The sequence below is a fragment of the Pseudomonas sp. FP2196 genome, assembly GCF_030687715.1.
In the GTDB taxonomy this organism is placed as follows: Bacteria; Pseudomonadota; Gammaproteobacteria; order Pseudomonadales; family Pseudomonadaceae; genus Aquipseudomonas.
This window is the reverse complement of sequence record NZ_CP117445.1, coordinates 2,315,322-2,339,984: the sequence shown is the minus strand read 5'-3', so window position 1 is coordinate 2,339,984 and position 24,663 is coordinate 2,315,322. Positions and strand designations below refer to the sequence as shown.

Genomic DNA, 24,663 nt, shown 5'->3' with positions numbered 1-24,663 from the left:
CAGTGTGGGGCAAGGATAGCGGATGCCGGTGACAGACCAGAATCCAAGGCTCAAGCAAGATCAAAAGATCGCAGCCTTCGGCAGCTCCTACATTGAAAAGCGGCCTCCTGCAGGAGCTGCCGAAGGCTGCGATCTTTTAGGGCTGCCCCGCCGCCACACTGGTCGGCGCCTGCACCGGGGTCACAATGCTGCCCAGATCAATATGCTTCCACTCAGGCTTGGCGCCCAGCCGCGCATTGAACCGATAGTTGAAGGTGAACTCATCCGCCGTCGGCACCGTCAGCGGCTTGCCGTACATCGCTTCGATCCCCGCCAGGTCGTAACCCATCAACTGCAACAGGGTCGGGAAGATGTTGTAGTGACTGGAGCGATCCTTGTTCGCCGCCAGTTGCGCCGACCAATCCAGCGTCTTCAGATTGCTACCGGAAATCACCACCAATGGCACCAACCCCTCCTCCTCCACCGGATCGCCACCGCAATGAGTGTTCAGCCCCGGGTTGCCGCGCTCATGCAGATCCTGGCCGTGATCAGAGGTGTAGATCAGCAACGCATTGTTCAGATTGGCCTGGGCAAACACCTGAGCAAAGAACTCGCCGACGTTCCATAAAACAGTGTTCTTGTAGGCGTTGCGGTAGAGCATCCAGTCATCCGGCTGACCGTTGAAACCGTTGCGCTCGCCAGTGTCGGCCACTTCAGTGAACTGCCCACGCGGCAAAGTCGGGCGGTAGGCCATGAAGGCATCCGGGTACTTGTCGTGCACCGGAAAATGCGCGCCGACCTTGTTCATCAGGATCAGCTCGGACTTATCGTCGTTGAGCAGTTCGATCAGCTTCGCCGCTGCGGCCATGTCGCGGTCGCGCACGCTGGTCTGGTCGAATTGCACAAACTCGTCGATGTGCTTTTTCTCGGTATCGTTCATCAGGTTCTGCAGGTTGCCGGCTGTGCGCTGGGCGTCGATGTATACGGTGCGCAGCCCGGCATTTTTTGCGTACTGCCAGATTGACGGCAACGTGCTGTTGATGCGCACGTAGTCGGCGCGGGTGCCGCCGTAACGCAGGGTAATGTTGGTGTCGGCGCTGCAATTGGCAATGGACGCGGCGTAACCGTAATTGAAGATGTCGACGCCGGCATGCGGTTGTTTGAGGTTGCTGTGCACGCCGAACGGCGCGTTGATGTCCAGGTAATTGCCGGAAATGCTTTCGTCGATGATCAGCACGATGTCATGGCCGACCGCTTGCGCGTTGCGCGTCAGCGTTACCGGCTCACGCGGGCCGACGGTGTTGTGTAGCGCTTCATAGGCAAAAAGGTTCAGATAGGCCAGCGGCGTGTACATGATCGGCAAACCACGGGCGCCCTCGCCCGCACGCAAAAACAGCACGGCACTGAGCAGCAGCACGCCACAGATCGGTGCCGCAACGCGCAATGCATTCGGCACCCTCAGTGAATGCCGTGGTTTCAGACCGATGCCAAACAACAGCAACAAGCCACTGAATGCGCCGTGGATGATCGCGTCTCGGTACTGGTACGCCGCCTCCTGTATGAACCCGCCGGAATACACCAGCGAGACGAAGCTGCTGTAGTTCAGGTAATCCGCCGTGACCCGGGTATAAACATCAAAGAACACCGCCGAGACAAACATCGTCAATGCGAACAAATGTCGAACGAGAGTTTGCCTTATATAGGCAGTTAGATATAACGCCAAAGTAAGCGTCAAAAACATCGCGCCAAAAAGAAGCACAGTGAAACCCAAGCCGATAGCATTTAACCGCTCTATGTAATATTCGGAATAAAGCAGCAAATAAACAATTAACAGCAGTTCTTTGGCGTATCTGAACATGGCGATACCGCTCGTGCAAAACGGCAGAAAGTCAAAGGTTTGTCGGTCAGAACCTGACACTAGCACCCGGCCATAAAAGCGCAAGAATTGACTGTTTTTTCTAGAAAGCGTCAAAAAAAAGATGACTCAAATCTGACACACTGGAAACGCTACAAGCCTTAAGACTAGCGGCTTACGACCATCCATCGCTTATTTTAAATCTGAACAAATCTGCAAAAAATCAACAAATCCAATCGCAGCAATGACTTGATGGCTAATCGCCAAAAAACGCTCAAGTGTTATACAGGTGCAACATGTCATTTTGCTGACACGCTTTTCAAACCCTGCGCTATACCCCTTTTACAGTCTTCTTCCGAACTTCTTCTTTTCGCTCTATCGAGGGTGCGCAGATGGACGTGAGCGTATTTGGCACGGGCTATGTTGGACTTATTCAAGCCGCCGCACTTGCAGATGTAGGGCATCGGGTTTTATGTGTTGATATTGACCCGAACAAGATTAAACAACTGCAACAAGCCGTGCCGCCTATTAGTGAACCAGGACTTTCCAGCACCCTTGAAGAAAACATCAAGGCCGGGCGTCTGCTGTTCAGCACCCAGGCCAGCGACGCGGTCGAGCATGCCGAATTGATCTTCATCGCCGTCGGCACTCCGGCCGATGAGGACGGTTCCGCCGACCTCAGCCACGTACTCAACGTCGCCCGGCAAATTGCTTCGCACATGGAGGCCGATCGCACGCTGATCATCAAATCCACGGTGCCGGTCGGCACGGCGGATCAGGTGTTGGCCGCCGCCAACAGCGAACTGCTGCGCCGCGGCAAAATCGATTTGCAGGTACGCGTGGTGTCCAACCCCGAGTTCCTCAAGGAAGGCAGCGCCCTCGCCGACTGCATGCGCCCGGACCGGATCATCGTCGGCACCCGTGACGAAGAAGCCCGCGAGCAGATGAGCGAGCTGTACGCACCGTTCTGCCGCAATCGCGAAAAACTGATGTTCATGGACAATCGCAGCGCCGAGCTGACCAAGTACGCAGCCAACGCGATGCTCGCCACCCGCATCAGCTTCATGAACGAACTGGCCAACCTCACCGAACTGCTTGGGGCCGACATCGAAGCGGTGCGCAAAGGCATCGGCTCCGACCCGCGCATCGGTTATCACTTCATCTATCCGGGCTGCGGCTTCGGTGGCTCGTGCTTTCCCAAGGACTTGCGCGCCCTGCTCCACACCGCCGAACACAACGGCATGCCGCTGAAACTGCTGCGCAGCGTCACCGACGTCAACGATCTGCAGCGGCACATTCTCTTCAGCAAATTGAAAGCGCAGTTCCCCCAAGGCCTGGCCGGCAAGTCCATCGCCATCTGGGGTCTGGCGTTCAAACCAAACACCGATGACATGCGTGAAGCGCCCAGCCGCTACCTGATGGATGCATTGTGGGCCGAAGGCGCCAGTGTGCAGGCCTACGACCCGGAAGCGATGTCCGAATGCCGGCGCCTCTACGGTTACCGCAACGACCTGCACCTGTGCGCCACCCGCGACGACACCCTGGAAGATGCTGATGCCCTGGTGATCTGCACCGAGTGGAAAAACTTTCGTGTGGTGGATTTCGAGCTGCTGGCCGAAAAACTTCGCTCAAAAGTCATCGTCGATGGCCGCAACCTCTACAACCCGGAACAAGTAGCCGCCGCCGGCCTGCACTACAGCGGCATCGGCCTGCGCCACATCGCCCCCGAAGGCGCACGGCCATGAAGATTCTGGTCACCGGCGCGGCCGGCTTCATCGGTGCCCATTGCGTCCTTCGGTTGATGCGCGACGGGCACGCGGTGGTCGGTCTGGACAATTTCAACGCCTACTACGACCCACAGCTCAAGCACGACCGCGTGCAATGGGTGCGCGAGCAGGTCGGCGATTTCCAGCTCGCTACGGTAGACCTGGCCGATGCGTCGGCCATCGACGCGCTGTTTGTCCGTGAACGTCCGCAAGTGGTGATCCACCTCGCCGCGCAGGCCGGTGTGCGTTATTCGCTGGAAAATCCGCGGGCGTATCTGGACAGCAACCTCAACGGTTTCCTGAACATTCTTGAAAGCTGCCGGCATCACCCGGTCGAGCACCTGATCTACGCCTCCTCAAGCTCGGTGTATGGCGCCAATCAGCGCACGCCGTATTCGGTGAAGGACGGGGTCAATCATCCGTTGTCGCTATACGCCGCGACCAAGAAAGCCAACGAGTTGATGGCGCACAGCTACAGCCATCTGTTCGGCATCCCTTGCACCGGCCTGCGCTTTTTCACCGTGTACGGACCATGGGGGCGGCCGGACATGTCGCCGATCCAGTTCGCCCGGGCAATCAGCGAGGGCGAGCCGCTGAAGCTATTCAACTACGGCGAGCACCAACGCGATTTCACCTACATCGACGACATCATCGAGAGCATCGCCCGTCTCATCGATCAGCCACCGCTGCCCCAGCCCGAATGGGATCGCGAGCAGCCCGACCCGGCCAGCAGCATGGCGCCTTGGCGGCTGTTCAACATCGGCGGGCAACACCCGGTGGAGCTGAAAACCTACTTGGCCCTGATGGAAAAACACCTCGGCCAGAAAGCCATTGTCGAGCTGCTGCCGCTGCAACCGGGCGACGTGCTCAACACCTGCGCCGAGGCCAGTGATCTGGCCCAGGCCACCGGGTTCCAGCCCCGGATAGAGCTGGATGAAGGACTGGAGCGGTTCATCGCCTGGTTTCGCGACTACTACCCCACTGCCTATCGCCCACGCGCCGCTCGCGGCTGAATTTATGTGGAGGACTCCATGACTGGACATGAAAAAGGTGTGCCGATCCAAGAGATGCGTCGTGACAAGCGCGTCGATCCCGAGCACCGAATGCGCCTCGATGCGGCGATTCATCGCCAGGGTCGCGGCTGGTTCACGGGGCGCGACGGCGGTCGTCCATGGCAACTGTCGCGTACCAATCGGGTGGTCGCCTGTTTCGGCGCGCTGCTGATTCTGCTGCTGATTTCCCCTGTGTTGCTGGGCCTGGGCCTGGCCATCAAGTTCACCAGCCCGGGGCCGGTGATGTTCGTGCAGAAACGCACCGGCTACCGCGGTCGCAAATTCGGCATGTACAAATTTCGCACCATGGTCAGCAACGCCGAAGAATTGAAAGAGTCGCTGCGTCACCTCAACAAGCACGGGGCCGACGCCATCGACTTCAAGATCGACAAGGACCCACGCGTCACCGGCATTGGCAGTTTCATGCGGCGCACCAGCCTCGACGAACTGCCCAATCTGATCAACGTGGTGACCGGTGACATGCGCCTGGTCGGCCCCCGCCCGACCTCGTTCAACGCTTACCGCTACAAGGACAATCACCTCGCACGTCTGGCTATCTACCCCGGCATGACCGGCCTGTGGCAGATCTCCGGACGCAGCAACATCGACTTCGACCAGCGCGTTGAGTTGGACCTCAGCTATATCGCCGAGCAAAGCCTTTTGCTTGATCTGAAGATCCTGTTGAAAACCCCCTTCAAAGTATTCAGCGGCCACGGAGCAAGCTAATGGACGGTTCAACCAACAAAAGTCTGAGCATCGCCAATCCCAGCGAATCGAACCTGACCTCGACCGTGCTGGATCTTGATCTGCGGATCCTGTTCCTGACCGCCGCCAATCCCGGCGCCGGCACCACCACCAGCGCTTTGGCGCTGGCCAGCCAACTGGCGCAGATGAGCAGCGGCCAGGTGCTGCTGGTCGACGCCAGCCAATCGGCGAGCAATCTCACCCAGCAGTTGAACCTGAGCAAGGAGCGTGGTCTGCGCGACTTGCTGTTCAACCCGCATAACCCGCCGCTGTTGCAGGACTGCGTGGTGCAGGTGTCGAGCCTGCCGTTTCACGTACTGCCCAACGGCCGGCCGATCCGCACCCTGGAACACCTGACCGCCGAGCGTCTGAGCCCGCTGCTCGATCAGTTGGGCAGCCAGTACCGCTTCGTGGTGATCGATGGCGACGCGGTGTATTCCGACGCCGACACGCTGGTCATCAGCACTCAGGTCGATGGCGTGGTGCTTGTCGTACGCGCCGAAGACACTCGCTGGGAAGTCGCCCAGGCCGCCGTGCAACGCCTGACCCAGGCCGGGGCAAAAGTGGTCGGTAGCGTGTTCAACCGGCGCAAGTACTACATGCCCAAATGGCTTTACAAAAACCTGTAAGCGAACGCAAAGGATGACGCCATGAACGCCAGAATGCTTGTCCTGCTGTTGCTGCCGCTTGCAGGCTGCTCCAGCAATACCGACACCCGCAACATGCCGGTGAATATCCTCACCGCCACGCCGGCCAATGCACAGGCCACCGACATGCCGAGGGTCGAGCAGACCCTGCGCCCGAAAGACGTGCTGGATGTGATTTTCCACATCAGTACCAGCGGCTCGGACGCTTATCGCGTCCAGTCGGGTGACCAGATCGGCCTGAACTTCACCGCCGCCAGTCAGCTCAACGGCACGCAACTGGTGCTGCCTGACGGCACTATCGAACTGCCGGGCGCCAACACCTCGGTGAAAATCGCCGGGTTGACCAGCGACGAAGCCCGGCAGGAAATCCAGCGCGCCTATCAACGCAAGCAGCTGTTCCAGCCCAACCGCAATCAGCTCACGGTGCAGATTCTGAGCCCGCTGAGCAACGAGCAAAACCTCAAAAGCGCGCTGAACCACCCGGCCACCGGCATGAGCCGCGAAATCACCGTCGGCACCGATGGTTATGCGAGTTTTCCGGAAATCGGCGCTGTGCCGCTGCAAGGCATGACCATCAATCAACTGGAAACCTTCCTCAACCAGAAGTACGCGCAATTGCCGGGGCGGATGACCGTGGATGTGCTGCTCAAATCCACCGCGGGCAATGAGATCTACGTGCTCGGCGAAGTCGCTCAGCCGGGCTCGTACCCGATCCGCCGGCCGGTGTCGGTGCTTGAGGCGCTGACCCTGGCGCGCGGTACCAATGTCAAGGCGCGTCTCGATTCGGTGGTGATCATGCGGCGCAATGGCAATCAGGTTCAGGCAGTGAATTACGACGTCGAGAAAGCGTTGTCGGGTGAGGCACCACAAATCGCCTACCTGCAACCGGACGACATGCTCTACGTGCCGAAAACCAAGCTTGCCAGCGCCGGCGAACTCGCCAGGCAACTGGCCGACGTGGTGCTGTTCCAGGGCGTGGGGTTCAGCTTCGGCTACCGCGTCGACAACAAAGGCAGTGACAACTGACTCTCAGGTGAACGACATGAACCCAAAAGAAAATTACCTGCATGAGTTCTTCAGGATTTTCTTCGCCAACAAGCAACTGGTGAAGCGCATCTTCCTGATCTTTGCAGTGATCGCGCTGTTGCTGCCGCTGTTGCTCAAACAGAGCTTCGATATCACCGCGCAGGTGATCGTGCAGTCGAAAAAACTTTCCCAGGGCGATGCGACCACATCGCTGACCCAGGACAACGCCACCTTCATTCCGCCATCGCTGGCAGACATGGAAACCGAAAGCAATATCCTCCGTTCGCCGGCGCTGATTCGCCAGACCATCAGCGAACTGCGCGACCAGGGTCAGTACAACCCTCCCCCGGGGATGCTCAGCAAGCTGGCCGGCGAACCGTTCAAGCGTTACGTCAGCACGCCGCTGCGCGAATATGTGATCAATCCGCTGCGTGATGCAATGGGCATGGAAACCGATCCGGTGCGCGACACGGCACTGGATGGCTTGACCCAGGACGCCATCGACAATCTGAAGATCGAAACCCTGCCGGGTTCCAATGTCATCTCGATCGTCTACAGCTTCCCTGATCCTGCCCAGGGCACGACGTTCGTTGCCACGCTGCTGCGAAACTATCTGGTCGATCGTCAGGCGCTGCAATCGATCGAGCTGCCGCAATCGTTCTACGAGACCAAAAAGCATCAGTATCAGGTCCGCCTCGATGGTCTGGAAGGCGCACGGCTGAGCCTGCTGGAAAGCGTCGGTTCGTCTGATCCGAAAGAGGAAATCACCTTTCGCCTCAACGCGATCAACACCGAAGAGCAGGCACTCAACCTGTATCGCGATCGCTTGCTGCAAAGCCAGCGCTGGCTCGATTACCTGAAAACCAGCCTGGCCACCGCCAACACCAACAAACTCAATGACTACACCTTTCCGTTCACCTTTACGACGACGGTGGACAACATCGCGTTCGAGGATCGCGAGATTCGGCAGATGGGCGAGCAACTGACCACTCAGGTCAGTCGCTATATGAACGACCTCGCGATATTTCAGCCCAGTAGCGAACCGATGTTGCTGGCCCGCGAGCAAATTGCCCGCACACGCCAGCAGTTCCTCAAAGTGGTCAACAACCGCATTCAGGAACGCACGATCGACCTGTCGGTGGTCAGCCAGGTCATCGAGCAGAAAACCGCGCGTATTACCGAGTTCAAGAATCGAATCCATCAATTGCAGCAAACCCAAAGCAAGCTGCGTCAGATGGATACCGAGATCGGCGCGTTGCACGCAGCTTTTTCAACCTATGCGCAACGCTTCGCCGAAAGCAGCACGGCACGCGCGTTCGATAACGACTTGTCCAATGCCCGTGTATTGAGTCCGCCGTTTGAACCGACCGAAGCAGCTTTTCCGAAACCGATGCTGATCATTCCTTTCGGCCTGCTCACCGGTTTGCTGCTGGCCATTGCCTTCGTCTATGTGCGTGAGTTCTTCGATCACCGCTTCAAGCATCCTGCGCAAATCAGTCATGAACTGGGCCTGCCGGTGCTGTTGGTGCTCAACGAAGAAACGTCGCAGCCCGGCAATCCGCACAAGAACTGGACCATGCCCAGCCTGGTTCACTGGGTGCGCAATTGAACGCGGCGTCCACCCCGTGCGTCGCGCTGCCGATCATTCATTTGCTCAGCAGCGGCGGCTTCTACGGAGCCGAGCGGATGTTGCTGGATCATTGCCTGGCGACGCCGGGGCAGCATCAGGTGCTGTTCCTCGACGCACCACCAGAGCTGATCGAGCGCTTTCGCGAGGCCGGGGTGGACGCTCGCGGCTGTGCCGGGCTCGGCAGACTGCTGTGGCACTTGCATCAGCACCGTGGTGGCAAGCCGTTGCTCAACACGCACAACTTCAAAGGGCTACTGTTCGGCTGGTTCGGCGCAACGCTGTTGCGCCTGCCGCTGGTGATCACTCAGCACGGTTTCACCCCGCGCAGTCGCAAGCAGAAGCTCTACACCTGGCTAAGCCTGCAGCTGTGCCGCACGGCCTCGGTGAAACGGGTGGTCTGCGTAGCGCAAAGCATTGCTGCGCTGCACCGTCAGGCCGGCGTCCGTGCAGAGAAGTTGCAGGTGATTCCCAACGGTTTGCCAGCGGCGCCAGCGATGCCGCCGGCGCTGGAACGACAACGCTGGCTGGCCGGTTACGTCGGTCGGTTGAGCAGCGAGAAAGGCCCGGATCTGTTTCTCGATGCGCTGATTGCACTGTGTCACCAGCATCCGCAACTGGACGCAGTGATGCTCGGTGACGGTCCGGAACGTGAGGCCTTGCAGGCACGTATCGACGCTGCCGGTTTACAACAGCGGATTCGCTTGCCGGGCTATCAGACGGCGATGCAAGGCTGGTGGCAGCAACTCGATGCGCTGGTGATCAGCTCGCGCACCGAGGGTACGCCGATGATTCTGCTCGAAGCGATGCAGGCCGGTGTGCCGGTGGTGGCGTTCGCGGTCGGTGGCATTCCCGACGTCTTGCAGGACCGCCACAACGGCCTCCTCGCCGCACCGACCGATACCGTCGCCCTCGCCCGTCAGCTCGACACGTTGCTGGCCGAACCGAAGCTGGCCGCAAAACTACGCGACAACGCCAGACGCACACAACAGGAACGCTACGACCTCAAGGCTTTGGCTGAACGCTGGTCGCAGCTGTACATCTACACGGCACGGGAGGCACGCGCATGATTTTCCCGCTCTCGATCGTCAGCCTGCTGGCACTGGTCTGCATGGCTTTGCTGGTCAGTCCTTATCCGTTTCTGGCGCCGGGAGCAGTGCTGGGGCTGCTGGGTTTCACGGTGCTGTACCGCAAACCGTCCTGGGGCCTGCTTGGCATTGCCGCGCTGGTGCCGTTTGAAGGGTTCTTCAAGGACAGCGTGTTTTCCGGGAGCAAGTTCCTCGGTGCTTCGCTGGCGCTGATCCTGGCGTTGCAACTGGCCTTGCATCAGATTCCATCGCACCGCCTGCGCAGCAATCTGTGGCGCTACCTGATCGGCTTCATGGCGTTGTACCTGCTGAGCCTGCTCGCCACCGACAACATGGGCATGTCACAGAGTCATCTGCGTGAACTGAGCGTGGGCCTGATTCTGTTCGTGATCACCTTGTTGGTCGGCCGCGAGCTGAACCTCGATCTGTTCGCCCGGCTGGTCACGCTCAGCATCAGCACGACCTGCGCGATGGCGATGTTTTCCAGCAAATTCCAGGACAAGGGCCGCGCCGCCGGCCTGCTCGAAGACCCGAATGCCTTTGCTCTGCTGATCGCCTTCGCCGTGCCGCTGGGCCTGCTGCTGGTGATTCGCAGCCCGAACCTGCTGCAACGTTTGTTCTGGGCTGGCTGCTGCCTTTTGCTGCTCGGCGGCATGACCAAGACGGAGTCGCGCTCAGGGTTGGTGGTACTGGCCTTGAGTCTGGCGATCGGGGTCTGGCATTACCGCCAGCACCTCACCCGCATCCGCCCCCGGCATTTCGGATTCGCCATGCTCGGCGCCGCCATCGTGCTGCCATTGGCGATTTATGCGATGCCTGCCGGTTATCTGGCGCGCATCCAGTCGCTGAGTATCTTGAGCGCCGGGGCCAAGGCTCAGGATGAATCCCTCGGCCGTCGCGCCTCGTACATTGTCGTCGGCAGCCAGATCATCCGCGAGCATCCGCTGCTCGGCTCCGGTCCCGGCACCTTCCCGCTGCACTACGCCACCACCGGTTATGCCAAGGCGTTTTCCGCCAACCGCAAGATCGGCGACTTGTACCGTCGGGCGCATAACACTTATCTGGAGATTTTCAGCGAATTGGGGATTCCCGCCGGCCTGCTGTTTGTCGGCCTGCTCGCGCAGGGTTTCTACAACCTGATTCGCGCACGACGCGCATGGCTGCAACGGCGCGAGTGGCAGCACGCGGACCTGATTACCCATCTTGGAATGAGCTTTCTGTCGTTGACGTTGTTTTTGATGTTTCTCAGCGCGCCGAACCTGAAATATCTCTGGATCATGCTCGCGCTGACCTGGGTGTTGCGTCTGAAGGCTGAGCAATCGCCCCTGACGGAGGCCAAGGCATGAGCCTCATCAGTGTCGTCATCCCGATGTACAACGAAGCGCGGCACATTGGCCGCACCCTGTTGGCGGCGCAGAAGGCGGCGAATGCAGCTCAAATCGGCTGCGAACTGATCGTGGTCGACAACGGTTCCAGCGATAACGGCCCGCAGATCGCCCGCACCTTCGGCGCACGAGTACTGGTCATGCCCGGCCTGCCGATCGGTGCCTTGCGCAATCGTGGCGCAGCGCTTGCCAGCGGCGAATGGCTGGCGTTCATCGACGCCGACATCGAAATGCCTGAAGAGTGGCTGACTCGTTTGTTCGCCCTCCAGGCGCAAGCTCAGGGCGACATCTTCGGCCTGGATCTGCACACCCCTGCCGCCGCGCCCTGGTTTGCGAGCGCGTGGCAACGTCGCATGCTGCGCCCGTCAAAACATGCCACCCGCAACGTGGAATGGTTGCCCAGCGCCAACCTGCTGATGCGCAAGCAGTGGTTCGACGACAGCGGCGGATTCAACGAAACCCTGCGCACCGGCGAGGACAAGGAATACACCCTGCGTCTGAGCAAACACGGCGCGCGACTGCTGGCAGTCAATAACAGCGTCGCCCTGCATTGGGGCTACGAGATGAATTGGCGCGAATGGATGGGCAAGGAACTGTGGCGTCAGGGCAGTCACTTGCAGTTGCTGCGCACCCAAGGCATGAGCCTGCGCCTGCTGCGTTTTCCGCTGCTGTCGTTGCTGGTCTGGGTTCTGGATTTTCTGGCGATTGTGGCCTTGCTCGTGGGGTTCGTACTCCACGCGATGATCCTGTTGCTACTGGCGCTGCTGCCGAGTCTGCTGCTCAGCGTGCGTCAAAGCCTCACGCAACACAACGCAGGCCTGACCTTGCAACTCTGGGGTCTGCACTGGTTGCGCCTGCACCTGGTCAGCGCAGCATTCATTCTCAGTTTGTGTCATTGGAATGCCAGGAGGCCCGCCCGTGGCTGAATTCATTTTCTGGATGTGCCTGTTGCTGCCGGTGTACGCCTATATCGGTTATCCGCTGCTGCTGACGCTATTGGCGCCGCTGTTCCCGGCCTGGCGTCACAGCCCGGCGCCGCCGCTGAACATCAGCATCGTGATCGCCGCACACAACGAGGCGCGGCACATCGAGCACAAGTTGCGTACCCTGCTGGCCCAGGATTACGAGCCCGCCGCGCTGCAGATCATTCTCGCCAGCGACGGTTCGACCGATGACACCGTGGCCTGCGCGCGCAAAGTGATCGATCCGCGCATCACCGTGCTCGACCTGCCGCGCCAGGGCAAAGCCGCCACACTGAATGCCGGCGTCGCCGTGAGCTGCGGCGACATTCTGGTGTTCACCGACGCCGACAACCAATGGTCGCGCGACACCCTCGGCCATTTGCTCGCGCCGTTGAGCGATCCGCAGGTCGGTGCCTGCGCCGGGCACATGGTGATCCCGGTCACCGGTGGCGGCCTGAGTATTGGCGACAGCCTCTATCGGCATTACGAAGGCTGGCTGCGCCGGGTCGAGAATCGCACCGGCTGCATGGTCTCCGCCGACGGCGCCCTGCTCGCCTTGCGCCGCGAGCTGTTCCAAACCGTACCGGCCGAGGTCAACGATGACTTCTTTATCAGTACCTGCGCGCCGGTCGCGCGCAAACGCATCGTTTACGTACCCCAGGCGCAAGTAATCGACCAGGGCGTCGACGAGGCGGACAAGCAATGGCGCCGCCGTCAGCGGGTCACCGTCGGTGGCTTGCAAAGCCTGGCGCAACGCAGCGCACTGCTAAATCCGCTCAAGTACGGCCTGTACTCGATTGCCTTGATCAGCCACAAACTGATCCGCCGCCTCGCGCCGATTCTGTTGCTGCCGCTGCTGCTGAGCAATTTCTGGCTGTGGAACGAGCACGGTTTCTATCGCTTGAGCCTGGTTGCGCAATTGATCGGTTACGCGGTTGCCATCGCCGGCCTGCTGGATTCGCAACACCGTTTGCCCAAACCGTTCCGCCTCGCGGCGTTCCTGCTGGTGACGCTGGCAGGTATGAGCGTCGGCCTGTGGCAGTTCCTGCGCGGGCAACGCTACGCACAGTGGAATCCTGACCAGAATCGTTGAGAGGACTCATGCCATGGCGATCAAACAACTGATAAAACGCACCAGCGGCTGGCTCTATCTCAACTCGCACGTTGGGCGTAATCAATTGCAGGGCGCCGGGGTGATTCTGATGTTGCACCGGGTACTGGCCAACGACCGCGCCGCCGACCTGCCGCATCGCAATGAACTGTGCATCGGCCCCAAGGCCTTCGAACATCTGCTGGTGTGGTTGCGCAAGCATTTCGATTGCGTGCCGCTGATGGAAATCCTTCAACCCAATGCCCTGCGCAGCGAACGCCCACGGGTGGCGCTGACCTTCGATGATGGCTGGCGCGACAACGCCGTCAACGCCTTCCCGTTGCTGCAAAAGCATCAGGTGCCGGCGAGCATTTTTCTCTCCACCGATTTCATCGGCAGTCGCCAGCGTTTCTGGTGGGAAAGCCTGGGCGAAACCCTGTGGGGCAGCCATGGCGAAAAGGCACGCATGCACCTGATCGAATGCCTGCACGCCAGCGGTCACCCGGTGCCCGTGCTGGTGGATGACATTGATGTCGACCGGCGCAGCCTGTCGATGCTGCATTATCTGCAAGGGCTCAAGTCACTTGCACCGCAAGAGCTGGAACGCCTGACCGACGAGTGCCCGCAGGAATCGCAACCGCAAGCGCTGGACTGGCATCAGGTACGCGCACTGGAGGCGTCCGGGCTGGTGCGTTTCGGCCCGCACGGCGCCAGTCACGCGATCCTCACCGGTCTGGACGATGTGCGCCTGAGCGAAGAAATCAGCCGCAGCCGCCTTGCCCTGCAAAACGGCTGTAACCGGCCGTTGCCGGTGTATTGCTACCCCAACGGCGACAACGACGAGCGCGTGCGCAAGCAGATTGCCGATCACGATTATCCGTTTGCGCTGGGCACCAGCACTGGCATTTATCGCGGTGAAGGCGATCCGCTGAACCTGCCGCGCTTCGGTGTCAGTCAGCGCACCGCACGCAATCCACAACTGCTGTCGTGGCGGATATTTCGCGGGGCACGGCCATGAGTCGCGGTAGCTACCTCAAACATCTGGCGCTGAGCATGGGCACCAAACTGGCAATGATTGCCTTGCGGCTGCTGCGCAATGTGTTGCTGGCGCGGATTCTCGGCCCCAGTGAACGCGGTTTGTTTGCCCTGCTCAGCACTTTGCCGGAATTGATCAGCGCCGCCACCAGTGGCGGGCTGAATTCGGCAGTCGGTTATCAAGCGGCCAAGCAGCGGCCGATGGGCTTGTTGCTCGCGCAGGTGTTGGTGTTCGGCTGTCTTCTGGCCGGGCTGTTGACCTTGCTGGTGGTCGCGCTGGCCCGTGAGTTCGGCAGCGAACTCGATGTGACGATGCAACTGGGTCTGCTGGCGTGGCTACTGCTGCTGGCGGTGCCACTGACCGTGCTCAAAAGCGGGCTGCTGACCTTGCACAACGCGTCGGGCGGCGTGGTCGCCTTCAATGTTCTGCGTCTGATCGAATCCCTGGCGCCGCTGCTGCTGTTTCTTGCGCTGTTCTGGATGTGGAAAGAGGAAGCCCTCGAAGCCGCGCTGATCAGTTGGCTGGCCGGCATCAGCCTGGTGGTGCTGGTGGGCTGGATGTGGCTCAAACGCGCACAGCCGCTGCAACTGCAATGGGACCGCGCAAGCCAGAACGAGCTGCTGCGATTCAGTGCGCGCAGCCATCCGGATCTGCTGTTTCAACAGATCATTCTGCGCTCCGACTACTTGTTTATCGGCGCCCTGCTGGGCAGTACCGCGCTCGGCCACTACGCCATGGCCAGCGCCGCCGCCGAATTGTTGCTGATCGTTCCGGAAGCGGTCACCACACCGCTGATGAAGCGACTGCTGCAACAGGACAAAGGCATGGACAAGGTCACGCCGCTGGCGCTGCGCCTGACCGCCACGGTGATGCTCGGTGCCTGCCTGACCATGGCGGTGATCGGCGAGTGGTTGATCATCACCTTGTTCGGCGCGGCGTATCAACCTGCGTATCCGGCGCTGCTTGCGTTGCTGCCCGGCCTGCTGGGCCTGTGCTATGCGAGCATTCTGCGCCTGGATCTGATTGGCAAGGATCGCCCCGGCACGGTGTCGTTGCTGATGGGCATCGGCGCGATGCTCAACCTGGCGCTGAATCTGCTGTTGATTCCTGCCTTCGGCATTGTCGGTGCAGCGGCGGCTTCATCAATCGCCTATCTGGCGGTGACGGTGGCGATGCAGGTGCTTTATTGCCGCTTGAGCAACGTGCCGTTCTGGCAAACCTTGATCATCCTGCCCAGCGACATCACCCCGGTGTGGTTGATGCTGCAACGTCGGAAGGCAGCATGAAACGCCTGGCGCTGCTGCTCGGTCTCGGCCTGTCGCTGGACGCCTACGCGGCGTCGATGCGCTGGGGCGATATCCGCGACGGCAGTTTGTATCTGCAGGCCGATCGCGCGGACACCGTGACCGTCAGCTGGGTGCCCGCGTGGCAGGCAGAGGCTAACGAAGAGCATCTGTACCTGCTCGACGGTCAGGGCAAGCTGCAGGGCGAACGGCAGATCAAGGCCAATGAAACCCGTGGTAGCCAGAGCTGGCCGCTGGCACCTGGCGCTGCAAGTTATCAACTGGAGATTCCCGGCTACAGTTTCCGCGGTTACCGGATTGAACATGACGAAAAAACCGTGGCGCTGTTTGCCCCGGCCAAGGTGCATTTCAGCGCGGAAGTCCGTAACGGCACTGAGCTGTACTTCAGAGTCGCACCCGGCGAACACGCGGTGCTGGCCGGCAAGTTCCATGGCGGCGTCAGCGGTTTGCAGGCACAGCGGGTCGGCGATGAGCAAACGCTGACGCTGGCACTCAAACCCTATCGTGCCTATTGGCAGTTCGATCAGGTCGCGCTGCCCGTCAGCGAACAACCGCAGGTCTGGCGCCTGCGTCTGCAAGGCAGGGGCAAAGCAGCATTCTGGCTCGATGGCACGGCCAATCTGTTTGCGCAGAATCCGCAGCAGCTCAAACCCTTGCAGTCAGAACCGGGGCAGACGCGTCTGACCCTGCACGACAAAATTCTCGGACGCACGCCGGATCTGGGAATCGCACTGCCTTACCTCGTACCGCCGCCGGCCAGTCACGCCTTACTCGATGCCTTGAAACCCACCGCTGCGAGCTACTACAGCTTCGTTGACGTCACCTCGAAGAATCCGCATTTCGAAGACGCGTTCCGTCAGCTTTATCAAAATCGCTTCGGCATTCGCCAGGACATCACCCTGCTCGCCGGCACCGGGCGTCAGGCCGATCTGCGCGCCGATGCACAAAGCAACAGCGGCCTCGACGCCTGGCTCGCCGGCACCCGCGCCCTGGGTGGCAAAGGCACGCATTACATCGGTTTCGCCGACGAGCCTAATCTCAACTATGCAAGCTACGAACAATACCGGGCGATCTTCAGCAGCATGGCGCGGCAGGTGCGCAGCGACCCAGCCAACGCCAAAGCAGGCGTGCGCATCGCAATGCCGGCCAGCTCGCGGCTGGTCAACGGGCCGTTCACCGAAAACGCAGCGGACAAGCGCGGGATCGATTGGGCGCGACGTCTACTCAGTGAATCCGCCGACCAAGTCGATGCATTGGCCTGGCATGAATGGATGATTCGCGACTTGCTGGCGACCCGTGTCTACCGCGACAGCGTGCGCCGTGCAGCAGACCTGGTGGGGCTGGACGCTAAAGGTCAGCCACGCAAAGCGTTGCTGCTGGATCAGACCAATCTGTCCAGTGGCTCAGCCCTGAGCCCCTACGATCAGGAAACCCATTACACCGCGCTGTGGTGGGCCTCGGTGGTGATCAACGCGTCTCAGGATGGACTGCTGAGCATGCTCAACTGGTTTCAGGCCGCCGACGAACCGCCCTACGGCAAGGGCATGGTGCGCATACATGACGATGGTCGCTTCGAGCTGAAACCGGTGGGCCTTGCCCAGCAATTCATCGCCCGGCATTGGCTGCCGCAAGTGCTGCAACTGGATAACGACGCTTTTGAGGTGGATGTTCTGGCGATGGCCGGCGACGAGCAGCGCGCACTGCTCGGGGTGAACAAAGGCACGCGCCTGCAACGCATTGATCTGAGCGGCGCCCGGTGCCCGCTGAAGCAAAGCGCCCTGCGTTTCTTCGGCGCCGACAATCGCAGCCGCGACATACCGTTTGCCTGCGAAAACGGGCGCGTGCGTTTCGAATTGCCGGGGCAAACCCTGTTTGCCCTGACCTGGAGCGCATCATGAACCGCCCTTCGATGTTCTGCCCCGCGAGCCTCTTGCTGTGCGCGGGACCCTCATCAGGAGAAAAAACCATGGATGTATTGCAGAAACTCAGCGGACATATCCGTCGTAAAGGCCTGCGAGCGACCTTGGCGAAGATCCGCAAAATGTACATTTTTGCCCATCAGGAACTGCTGTGGATGGAGCGCGATCTGGTCAGCCCCGTGCCGCCGCACAACCTCAAACCCTATCCGCCGCTGCGCGTAAGGGAGATCACCGCCGACAACGCCAGCGCCTTCACCCGTTACTTCGGCGACCGTGTCGGCGTCATGGCCGAGCTGGCCAGTGAAGGTCACACCGGACATATGCATGTCGACGAGCAAGGCGATGCCGTGGCGTTTATCTGGGGCACGCCGCGCGACTATTTCGATCGGCATTACTACGGTTGCCGGTTCCCGGTGAAACCCGGCGAGTTCTTCGAATTCGGTGGCGAAATGACCCGAGCCTACTGGGGCAGCGAATTGTCAGTCGATGTGCAAGTGCGCCTGTGGGAAGCCATGGCCGCGACAGGCTGCAGCAAAGTGGTCGATGTCTGCGAGTCGAGCAACATCCCGGCGCTCAAGCTGCACCTGCGCATGGGCTATACCGAACAACAGCGGATCATGAATATCTACACGCTGTTCGGCCGCTGGCGCTTCTATCGCGAAACCCGCTATAGCGGTTCGCGCCTGGCAGCACTTCAGAAAAATTCCCGTCCACCTGTCACAGCAACGGCGGCCTGAACCCATGGTGATGCGATTCGAATGGCGCGCGTCCCTGTGCGCTGCCGACTTCCCGGCGACGGCCTACGAGGCACTGCGCCTGCACGTGGCCGACCACACGCCGTTCAACACTCTTGGCTGGTTGTGCGCCGCAGAGCAGGCCCTGGGCGAGGATCAGCGCCTGCACATTCTGCTCGGCTGGGACGCAGAACATTTGCATCTGTGCCTGCCACTGGTGGCCAGCCGCGAACGCTTCGCTGGCGTGCCGTTTCGCGTTTTGCATCACTTGGGTTACCCGATGGCCGATCGCCTGGCCCTGCTGTCGTTGCTCGGCAGCGAAGACATGCACAAGGCGCTGGTGCTGATCCGTGAGCGTCTGCCTCATGCGCTGCTGCAACTTAACGAACTGTCGGAACCTGCCGGTGAAGAAAGTGCGCTCACCGAATGGATGGCGCGCAGTTCTAAGGCTGAACGACGCCTGAGTTGCCGGGTGCCAGTGCATCTGATCAGCGACGCCGATCATCGGGAGATCTCCGGCGACCCGCGCTACAAGCTGCGTCGGGCGCGCAAACGGATTGCCGCATGCGGTGCGCAAGTGCGGCGAATCATCCCCGATGCGCTGTCGATGCCTACGATTTTAGAAGCGCTGCAGGAAGTCGAGTCGGTCAGTTGGAAAGGTGACGAGGGCGTCGGGATTTTCGCCACCGAACGCAGTCGTCAGTGGATGGAAAGCGCTTTCACCGCCCTCGCCGCTCAAGGCCTGGTGCGGGTCGTGACACTGGAGCTGAACGGCCGCTGCATCAGCTATCGCCTCGGCCTCCTCGAGCAGGGTCGGCTCTACGATTACAACCTGGCGTTTTTGCCGCAGTACGCCGACCTCGGCAGCGGCCGGGTGTTGCTGGAGGAATGGATTCGCTGGGGGCTGGATGAGCGCTGGCGCTGGATTGATGCGTCACGGGTCAGCCTGGAAAACTCCAGCCATCAACTGCACGAACGCATGACCGGGCAACTGGAACACTGGCGCTGGAGTTTTTACTCGTGGCGCCCGAGCGGTTTGCTGCTGGGCCTGGGGCTACGCCTTTGGCACTACGTCAAACCGGCCCTGCAAAAATGGCGCGCACCGCGTGCCGGCAACTCGACAGCGGCGAACATATCCGAAACTCAACCGGCAACACCATCCAACACACCTGGGCTAGCGCCTCGGAGGGCATCATGAGCGTCATCGAAAATCTGCTTCTGCGCATCAAACAAAAAGGCCTGCGCCGCACCCTTGGCGCGCTGTGGAAACGTTACGTCTTCGCTCACCGTGAATTGCTGTGGATGGAGCGCGACCTGGTCACGCCGATTGCCCCACACAAACTGCGCCCTTGTGAAGGCTTGCGCAGAGTCGACATCACCGAGGAGAACGCCAAGGCATTCAGCAAGTACTTTGGTGACCGCGTGCAGACCATGGCCGAGTTGGCCGCTGAAGGGCATACGGGGCACATGCACCTGGACCAGGACGGTCACACCGTCGGGTTCGTCTGGGCCAGCACTCGCGACTATTACGACCGCCACTTCTACCGCTGCACGTTCCCGGTCAAGCCCGGTGAATACTTTCAGTTCGGTGCCGAAATTACCCGGCAATATTTCGGCACTAGCTTGACCGTCGATGCACAGACCGCACTGTGGCAAGTCATGGCTGCCCGAGGCTTTAAAAAAGTGGTGGATATCTGCGACAACGCCAATGTACAGGCCCTGAAGATGCATATTCGCTTGGGCTATCAGGAACAAGGACGTATCACACATGTTTACGACCTGTTCGGGCACTGGCGTTTCTTCCGCGAATCGCACTACAGCAGCTCGAGACTGGAGGCGCTGCGCAAGCCGGAGAGACCGGTAGTGACGGCGGCGGCGCAGGCTTGATTCAATCTGGAAATGTGTGGCGGCTTTGATGCCGCCATCGCTGGCAAGCCAGCTCCCACAGCGTTTTGAGGTGTACTCGGTATTTTGGTACGACACAAAAATCTGTGGGAGCTGGCTTGCCAGCGATGAGGCCATTAGCCGCGCTGATGAATCTCAGCCCTTGGTGGCAACGAGGGTGAAACACAACGGTAACTGCGCCTCCTGGTTCAGGTATTGGTCGTACACCTCTTCGCGATTCGAATGCGCATATTCCTTGAAATGCGCAATGTTCAGCCCTGCCCCAATGGCGCCACTGAAAATCGCCCCCAGGGTATGCACAAACCAGTACGACTTCGCCGCCTGCTGTTCAACCTTGCCAACGTAGACAATCGGTTCTTCCTGCACAAACGGCTCGGCGCGGAAGTAGGAACTGGCAAGGCGATACGGATCCTCGGCGTCAGGGTCGACCATCTCCAGGAATGGATGAGTTTCATAGATCACCAGTTTCCCGCCCGGCTTCAGGGTCGAGGCGACATGGCGGAAGAACTCGCCGATGTCCGGCATCCAGTTAAGGACGCCAATAGTGATCAGCGCTACGTCGAAGCGGTTCTGCAATGACGCTGGCAACTGATGGATATCGCTTTCGATGAACTCGGCACTGTGCGGGGAGCGACTGTTCAGTTCGCGGGCCTGTTCAAGAAACGCCGACGACTGATCGACCCCCACCACACTCCGCGCACCGAGGGCAAACAGCGAAAGACTCTCGCGGCCGTTGTTGCAGCCCAGTTGAATGACATCTTTGCCGTCGACCTCCAGCAACCCGCGCAAAGTCTCATCGAGGCAGGAGAAATCCGCCAGTGCGACGTCGTTCAGCAGCGCCTGCCAGTCAGGCGAATCCTGATGATGGCGGGCGGAATCGTTCCACGCCTGTCGATTGCTCTCGATGGCGGTTTTATGGTTGGGCACTTCCATGGCGCACTCCGGACGAATGTTCGTGATTGAGCGGCCCAGAGTCTAGATCAGCCCGGCAATGGCGGTTGTTGCAAACTTGTAATCCATCTCGTGTGGGCGCTGCCGCAGGCTCGGGCCCGCGGCAGCGCCTACGTTGGATTTCTGTGGGGCGGCTATAGTTAATAGCCTTGGGGAAAACCGCACTCGCAGGTGCCGCCATGCAAATGATTAATCGGCTGTTGATGACCGGCTGTCTGCTCGCCGCCACTTCGGCGCAAGCGCTGGACAGCAATTTCGTTTACTACGGGCCGAACCAGCCCTTCGCCCACCCTGCCCCGTATTCGCTGAACGCTACGCCACCGCGCCCCTTTGATGACACCGCGCCGCAGGACTTTGTGGTTGTGCCTGGCGGACAGGAGTTCTCCGACTCGCAATTGCCGACCGTGGCGGATGCGACGGTGCGGGTGTTTATCCGCACGTACGATGCCGAGCGCGGGATTTATGTGAATGACGAGGTGCTTGATCCGACTTGTGTGCTGGAGTGCCTGAGTCGGCAGCAGCATTGATCCTGTTTACCAAGTATTAACCAGACGCCACAAAACCCGCTCCCACAGGGGTTTGGGTGTTCAGGCGGTCACCCTTTTTACCACTGCCGTTTATCCGGCCTGGCCAGACCAAGCTTTTCGATACGGTAGCGCAGCATGTCGCGGCTCAGGCCGAGCAGGCGCGCGGATTTGGTGACGTTCCAGTCGGTCTTGTCGAGCATCTTGCGCACCATGTCGCGCTCGACTTCCGGCAGGTTCATCGACTCGGTATTGCTCGCTGGACGTGGTTCGTAATGCGTCGGCACTTCGTGCAGGTGCAGCGGCGGTTCGTCGACCAGGCTCATGCACACGTTCAACTGATGCGCGGCGATGGTGTCGCTCGGCGCCAGCAGCACGGTTTGCTCAAGCATGTTGCGCAACTCGCGCACGTTGCCCGGCCAGGTGTAACTGAGCAGCAGCTCTTCGGCCTGATCGCTGAAATGCAGGTTCGGCTTACCGTAGCGTTTGCCGTGGCTGGCGAGGAAGTGCCGGGCCAGCATCAGAATGTCTTCACCTCGGGCATACAGGCGCGGCACCTTGATCGAAATGATCCGCAAGCGGAAAAACAGATCGCGACGGAATTTGCCCTGCTGGACCATTTGTTCAAGGTTGCAGTTGGTGGCGCTGATCACCCGCAGATTGACCTTGCGCTCCTTCACCGAACCGACCCGGCGAATCGTCCGGTCCTCCAGCAACTTCAACAGCTTGGCCTGCAACAGCAGATCCATTTCCCCGACTTCATCGAGAAACAGTGTGCCGCCGTCCGCGGCTTCCACTAAACCTACGCGACGATCCTTGGCGTCGGTGAACGCGCCTTTCTCGTGACCGAACAGTTCCGACTCGACCAGATTCGACGGGATCGACGCACAGTTGAACTCAATGAACGGACCTTTGCTGCGCGGGCCGTCGAAGTGCAGCGCGCGGGCCACCAGTTCCTTGCCGGTGCCGGTTTCGCCCTCGACTAGCACCGGCGGCAGATCCGTGTTGGCCATGCGCCGCTCGGCGTCGAGCAACTGGCCGATGGTGTTTTTCAGGTATTGCATCGGTGCCGATTCGCCGAGCAGCGCCTGTATCCCGGACTTCTGCGCCTCGCGCTCTTGATAGAACGACAGCGTGCGCTCCATGCGCTCGGTGGCCAGGGCCTTGTCGAGCAACAGTTTGAGTTCCGGCAGGGCAACCGGTTTGGTGACGTAATGAAAGGCGCCTTCCTTCATGGCCACCACGGCATCGTCGACGTTGCCATAGCCGGTCATCATGATCACTTTCAGATCCGGCGCGCTGATGCGCAGCTTCTGGATCAGATCATGACCACTCATGCCCGGCAGCGAGTTGTCGGTCAGCACGATGTCCGGCATGAAGCTGCCCAATTGCTCCAGCGCGTCTTCGGCCGAATGGCAAACCGTCACCTCGAAGTCTTTGCGCTCCAGGTAGGTCTGAATATTTTCGGCCAACAGTTCATCATCCTCGACCAGCAGAATGCTGTGCTCCATATTCCCCTCCCGATGCCACTTTGAAGTTGAGACTGACGCGGGTTCCCTCCTGCTCTTTGCTGGTCAAGACGACCGAGCCCTGAAACCGCTCCATGATTCTTTTGACCAACGCCAGGCCAACGCCGAGGCCGCCCTGCTTGGTGGTGAAAAACGGTTTGAACACCAACAGTTGCTGCTGCGCGCTCATGCCCTTGCCGGTGTCGCTGAGGGTCATGCGCACGCTGTCGGCCTGCGGTGTTTCGAATTCGACACTGAGCACACCGCCCTTGGGCATGGCTTCCAGGGCGTTGGCAAACAGGCTATTGAGGATCTGCGTGAGCAACACCTTCTGGCTGACGACTGGCGGGCAAGGTTGCGGATTGAAACGCACCTCGACCCCGCTGCGTTTGATCAAAGCGTCGAACGCGCCAAGGGTGTCCTCGACCGCCAGAACCAGATCCACCGCCTCACCCTCCTCGCCCATCGGCCGCAGTGACACCAGCAATTCACGTACCCAGCGTGACATGCGATCGACCTGGCTGATGATGTCGCCAATATTGCGCTGCGCGCCGGCGCTGGCGACTTCCTGCGCCAGTTCGGCGCTGGAGCGGATGGTCGCCAGCGGATTGCGCAGGCTGTGGGCCACCGCCGAGGACATCTCGCCCAGCGCGACAAAGGTTTCATTGCTGATCAGTTGTTGCTGCTGGCTCTGTAGCAACTGCGCCGCCCGGCGGACGATCCAGAACAACCCCAGATAAATCGCGGCGCCACCGAGAATCGTCGCCGCCCAGATCGAAGCGAAGCCACGGTCGATCCGGGCGACCAGGTCGGACGGCTCCTTGTAGACCTCGACCATCGCGACCACTTTGGTTTTGTCGGCGTTGAACATCGGAATGTAGTTTTCGATGAACAAGTATTTGGGCTCGCGCAACAACTGCTGCTCGGGTTTCTCGTCGTCGATCTTGTGATAGCTGGAGGACACCCGCACTTTCATCTCGAACGACTCATCCAACTCATCATCGTCTTCGATACGCACGCCGATCAGTTCGGGGTTGGTCGACCAGATCACCGTGCGATCCTCGGCATACACCGTGGCGAGCAAAATATCCGGCAAGTGCTCGACATGATCGAGGAACTCGATACGCGCCGCCGCGCGTGAGCCCGGTTTTACGTCGGCAAAGGCATTGTCCTGACGCGGGTCGAGCATTTCGCCCATGGTGCGTTTGGGGGTTATTCCGGCGTGGCGGATTTCCGCATCGCCGATGGCCTGAATGAATTGCGCCGTCAACAGCGCATCACGCGCAACGCTTTCGTTGACCACAAACCGCGTGGAGATATAGCCCAGCCCCACCGCTACGGCGGCGATGATGAAAAAACTCGCGAGCGAGAACCAGCGCAGCAGATTGAACTGCGTCCGCCAACCTTTGCAGACTGCCGGCGATGCCGCCGACGCAAGTGTTGTTGGTGATTCCAGTTGCTGCATAGGAATGCCCTGGCGTATTTGATTGAGCCGGTTACTGCATGAGTGTAGGTCGCTCTGACCGCGCCATACGATTCAGTGATGCTATTTCGCCTTCAC

General features: G+C 60.2%; 21 protein-coding genes. 17 read left to right on the top strand and 4 right to left on the bottom strand.

All coding sequences use genetic code 11. From position 1 onward, the window contains the following. Positions 1 to 136: 136 nt before the first annotated feature. Entirely contained in the window at positions 137 to 1,837 is a 1,701-nt protein-coding gene (locus tag PSH79_RS10500; protein WP_305442544.1) for a sulfatase-like hydrolase/transferase, read from the bottom strand. Between the two features lie 389 nt (positions 1,838 to 2,226). On the opposite strand from PSH79_RS10500, the gene PSH79_RS10495 reads away from it, so the two are divergent. The 16 genes from PSH79_RS10495 (at position 2,227) to PSH79_RS10420 (ending at position 20,101) form a co-directional block, all read left to right on the top strand. Then, positions 2,227 to 3,579 carry a UDP-glucose/GDP-mannose dehydrogenase family protein gene (locus PSH79_RS10495; protein ID WP_305442542.1) on the top strand — a complete coding sequence of 451 codons (1,353 nt, stop codon included), beginning with the start codon at positions 2,227 to 2,229 and terminating at the stop codon, positions 3,577 to 3,579. Continuing rightward, positions 3,576 to 4,613 carry an NAD-dependent epimerase gene (locus PSH79_RS10490; protein ID WP_305442540.1) on the top strand — a complete coding sequence of 346 codons (1,038 nt, stop codon included), beginning with the start codon at positions 3,576 to 3,578 and terminating at the stop codon, positions 4,611 to 4,613. The genes PSH79_RS10495 and PSH79_RS10490 overlap by 4 nt, the downstream gene beginning before the upstream one ends. An 18-nt stretch (positions 4,614 to 4,631) precedes the next feature. Continuing rightward, a complete protein-coding gene (locus tag PSH79_RS10485; RefSeq protein WP_305442538.1) occupies positions 4,632 to 5,378 on the top strand; it encodes a sugar transferase in 747 nt (248 codons plus the stop codon). After that, positions 5,378 to 6,025 (top strand): CpsD/CapB family tyrosine-protein kinase, encoded by a 648-nt coding sequence (locus PSH79_RS10480; protein ID WP_305442537.1) that lies wholly within the window; start codon positions 5,378 to 5,380, stop codon positions 6,023 to 6,025. The genes PSH79_RS10485 and PSH79_RS10480 overlap by 1 nt, the downstream gene beginning before the upstream one ends. Before the next feature lie 21 nt (positions 6,026 to 6,046). After that, the gene (locus PSH79_RS10475) at positions 6,047 to 7,069 is read left to right on the top strand and encodes a polysaccharide biosynthesis/export family protein (RefSeq protein WP_305442535.1); all 1,023 of its coding nucleotides are present in this window, start codon (positions 6,047 to 6,049) and stop codon (positions 7,067 to 7,069) included. A gap of 16 nt (positions 7,070 to 7,085) precedes the next feature. Beyond that, positions 7,086 to 8,678: a Wzz/FepE/Etk N-terminal domain-containing protein gene (locus PSH79_RS10470; RefSeq protein WP_305442533.1), complete on the top strand. Its 1,593-nt coding sequence runs from the start codon at positions 7,086 to 7,088 to the stop codon at positions 8,676 to 8,678. Then, on the top strand, positions 8,675 to 9,766 hold the full coding sequence (locus PSH79_RS10465; RefSeq protein WP_305442530.1) for a glycosyltransferase family 4 protein: 1,092 nt from the start codon (positions 8,675 to 8,677) through the stop codon (positions 9,764 to 9,766). Before PSH79_RS10470 ends, PSH79_RS10465 begins: the two co-directional genes overlap by 4 nt. Continuing rightward, positions 9,763 to 11,130 (top strand): O-antigen ligase, encoded by a 1,368-nt coding sequence (locus PSH79_RS10460; protein ID WP_305442528.1) that lies wholly within the window; start codon positions 9,763 to 9,765, stop codon positions 11,128 to 11,130. Before PSH79_RS10465 ends, PSH79_RS10460 begins: the two co-directional genes overlap by 4 nt. After that, positions 11,127 to 12,095, top strand: coding sequence for a glycosyltransferase (locus PSH79_RS10455; RefSeq protein WP_305442526.1), 969 nt, complete (start codon positions 11,127 to 11,129; stop codon positions 12,093 to 12,095). Before PSH79_RS10460 ends, PSH79_RS10455 begins: the two co-directional genes overlap by 4 nt. Next, positions 12,088 to 13,224 carry a glycosyltransferase gene (locus PSH79_RS10450; protein WP_305442524.1) on the top strand — a complete coding sequence of 379 codons (1,137 nt, stop codon included), beginning with the start codon at positions 12,088 to 12,090 and terminating at the stop codon, positions 13,222 to 13,224. The genes PSH79_RS10455 and PSH79_RS10450 overlap by 8 nt, the downstream gene beginning before the upstream one ends. A gap of 13 nt (positions 13,225 to 13,237) precedes the next feature. Further along, the gene (locus tag PSH79_RS10445) at positions 13,238 to 14,239 is read left to right on the top strand and encodes a polysaccharide deacetylase family protein (protein WP_305442522.1); all 1,002 of its coding nucleotides are present in this window, start codon (positions 13,238 to 13,240) and stop codon (positions 14,237 to 14,239) included. Then, positions 14,236 to 15,543 (top strand): lipopolysaccharide biosynthesis protein, encoded by a 1,308-nt coding sequence (locus tag PSH79_RS10440; RefSeq protein WP_305442521.1) that lies wholly within the window; start codon positions 14,236 to 14,238, stop codon positions 15,541 to 15,543. Before PSH79_RS10445 ends, PSH79_RS10440 begins: the two co-directional genes overlap by 4 nt. Continuing rightward, the gene (locus tag PSH79_RS10435) at positions 15,540 to 17,459 is read left to right on the top strand and encodes a hypothetical protein (protein ID WP_305442519.1); all 1,920 of its coding nucleotides are present in this window, start codon (positions 15,540 to 15,542) and stop codon (positions 17,457 to 17,459) included. The genes PSH79_RS10440 and PSH79_RS10435 overlap by 4 nt, the downstream gene beginning before the upstream one ends. Positions 17,460 to 17,527: 68 nt before the next feature. Next, positions 17,528 to 18,217: an N-acetyltransferase gene (locus tag PSH79_RS10430; RefSeq protein WP_305442517.1), complete on the top strand. Its 690-nt coding sequence runs from the start codon at positions 17,528 to 17,530 to the stop codon at positions 18,215 to 18,217. A gap of 4 nt (positions 18,218 to 18,221) precedes the next feature. Next, positions 18,222 to 19,412 carry a GNAT family N-acetyltransferase gene (locus PSH79_RS10425; RefSeq protein ID WP_305442515.1) on the top strand — a complete coding sequence of 397 codons (1,191 nt, stop codon included), beginning with the start codon at positions 18,222 to 18,224 and terminating at the stop codon, positions 19,410 to 19,412. After that, positions 19,409 to 20,101 (top strand): N-acetyltransferase, encoded by a 693-nt coding sequence (locus PSH79_RS10420; protein WP_305442513.1) that lies wholly within the window; start codon positions 19,409 to 19,411, stop codon positions 20,099 to 20,101. The genes PSH79_RS10425 and PSH79_RS10420 overlap by 4 nt, the downstream gene beginning before the upstream one ends. A gap of 153 nt (positions 20,102 to 20,254) precedes the next feature. Here the strand turns inward: PSH79_RS10420 and PSH79_RS10415 are convergent, their stop codons facing one another. Beyond that, on the bottom strand, positions 20,255 to 21,052 hold the full coding sequence (locus tag PSH79_RS10415) for a class I SAM-dependent methyltransferase (RefSeq protein WP_305442511.1): 798 nt from the start codon (positions 21,050 to 21,052) through the stop codon (positions 20,255 to 20,257). Positions 21,053 to 21,249: 197 nt separating this feature from the next. Between PSH79_RS10415 and PSH79_RS10410 the strand changes: the two genes are divergently transcribed. After that, positions 21,250 to 21,597 carry a hypothetical protein gene (locus tag PSH79_RS10410; protein ID WP_305442509.1) on the top strand — a complete coding sequence of 116 codons (348 nt, stop codon included), beginning with the start codon at positions 21,250 to 21,252 and terminating at the stop codon, positions 21,595 to 21,597. Positions 21,598 to 21,674: 77 nt separating this feature from the next. Here the strand turns inward: PSH79_RS10410 and PSH79_RS10405 are convergent, their stop codons facing one another. Both PSH79_RS10405 and PSH79_RS10400 read right to left on the bottom strand, forming a co-directional pair. Beyond that, the gene (locus tag PSH79_RS10405) at positions 21,675 to 23,105 is read right to left on the bottom strand and encodes a sigma-54 dependent transcriptional regulator (RefSeq protein ID WP_305442507.1); all 1,431 of its coding nucleotides are present in this window, start codon (positions 23,103 to 23,105) and stop codon (positions 21,675 to 21,677) included. Beyond that, complete coding sequence (locus PSH79_RS10400) at positions 23,074 to 24,567, bottom strand: HAMP domain-containing sensor histidine kinase (protein ID WP_305442505.1); 1,494 nt, start codon at positions 24,565 to 24,567, stop codon at positions 23,074 to 23,076. Before PSH79_RS10400 ends, PSH79_RS10405 begins: the two co-directional genes overlap by 32 nt. Positions 24,568 to 24,663: the final 96 nt, after the last annotated feature.

Coding starts and splice junctions, on each gene's coding strand:
- PSH79_RS10445 (WP_305442522.1), top strand. CDS start 13,238: ATGGCGATCAAACAACTGATAAAACGCACCAGCGGCTGGCTCTATCTC.
- PSH79_RS10495 (WP_305442542.1), top strand. CDS start 2,227: ATGGACGTGAGCGTATTTGGCACGGGCTATGTTGGACTTATTCAAGCC.
- PSH79_RS10470 (WP_305442533.1), top strand. CDS start 7,086: ATGAACCCAAAAGAAAATTACCTGCATGAGTTCTTCAGGATTTTCTTC.
- PSH79_RS10405 (WP_305442507.1), bottom strand. CDS start 23,105: ATGGAGCACAGCATTCTGCTGGTCGAGGATGATGAACTGTTGGCCGAA.
- PSH79_RS10500 (WP_305442544.1), bottom strand. CDS start 1,837: ATGTTCAGATACGCCAAAGAACTGCTGTTAATTGTTTATTTGCTGCTT.
- PSH79_RS10475 (WP_305442535.1), top strand. CDS start 6,047: ATGAACGCCAGAATGCTTGTCCTGCTGTTGCTGCCGCTTGCAGGCTGC.
- PSH79_RS10460 (WP_305442528.1), top strand. CDS start 9,763: ATGATTTTCCCGCTCTCGATCGTCAGCCTGCTGGCACTGGTCTGCATG.
- PSH79_RS10430 (WP_305442517.1), top strand. CDS start 17,528: ATGGATGTATTGCAGAAACTCAGCGGACATATCCGTCGTAAAGGCCTG.
- PSH79_RS10420 (WP_305442513.1), top strand. CDS start 19,409: ATGAGCGTCATCGAAAATCTGCTTCTGCGCATCAAACAAAAAGGCCTG.
- PSH79_RS10480 (WP_305442537.1), top strand. CDS start 5,378: ATGGACGGTTCAACCAACAAAAGTCTGAGCATCGCCAATCCCAGCGAA.
- PSH79_RS10440 (WP_305442521.1), top strand. CDS start 14,236: ATGAGTCGCGGTAGCTACCTCAAACATCTGGCGCTGAGCATGGGCACC.
- PSH79_RS10400 (WP_305442505.1), bottom strand. CDS start 24,567: ATGCAGCAACTGGAATCACCAACAACACTTGCGTCGGCGGCATCGCCG.
- PSH79_RS10415 (WP_305442511.1), bottom strand. CDS start 21,052: ATGGAAGTGCCCAACCATAAAACCGCCATCGAGAGCAATCGACAGGCG.
- PSH79_RS10490 (WP_305442540.1), top strand. CDS start 3,576: ATGAAGATTCTGGTCACCGGCGCGGCCGGCTTCATCGGTGCCCATTGC.
- PSH79_RS10425 (WP_305442515.1), top strand. CDS start 18,222: ATGGTGATGCGATTCGAATGGCGCGCGTCCCTGTGCGCTGCCGACTTC.
- PSH79_RS10455 (WP_305442526.1), top strand. CDS start 11,127: ATGAGCCTCATCAGTGTCGTCATCCCGATGTACAACGAAGCGCGGCAC.
- PSH79_RS10435 (WP_305442519.1), top strand. CDS start 15,540: ATGAAACGCCTGGCGCTGCTGCTCGGTCTCGGCCTGTCGCTGGACGCC.
- PSH79_RS10410 (WP_305442509.1), top strand. CDS start 21,250: ATGCAAATGATTAATCGGCTGTTGATGACCGGCTGTCTGCTCGCCGCC.
- PSH79_RS10485 (WP_305442538.1), top strand. CDS start 4,632: ATGACTGGACATGAAAAAGGTGTGCCGATCCAAGAGATGCGTCGTGAC.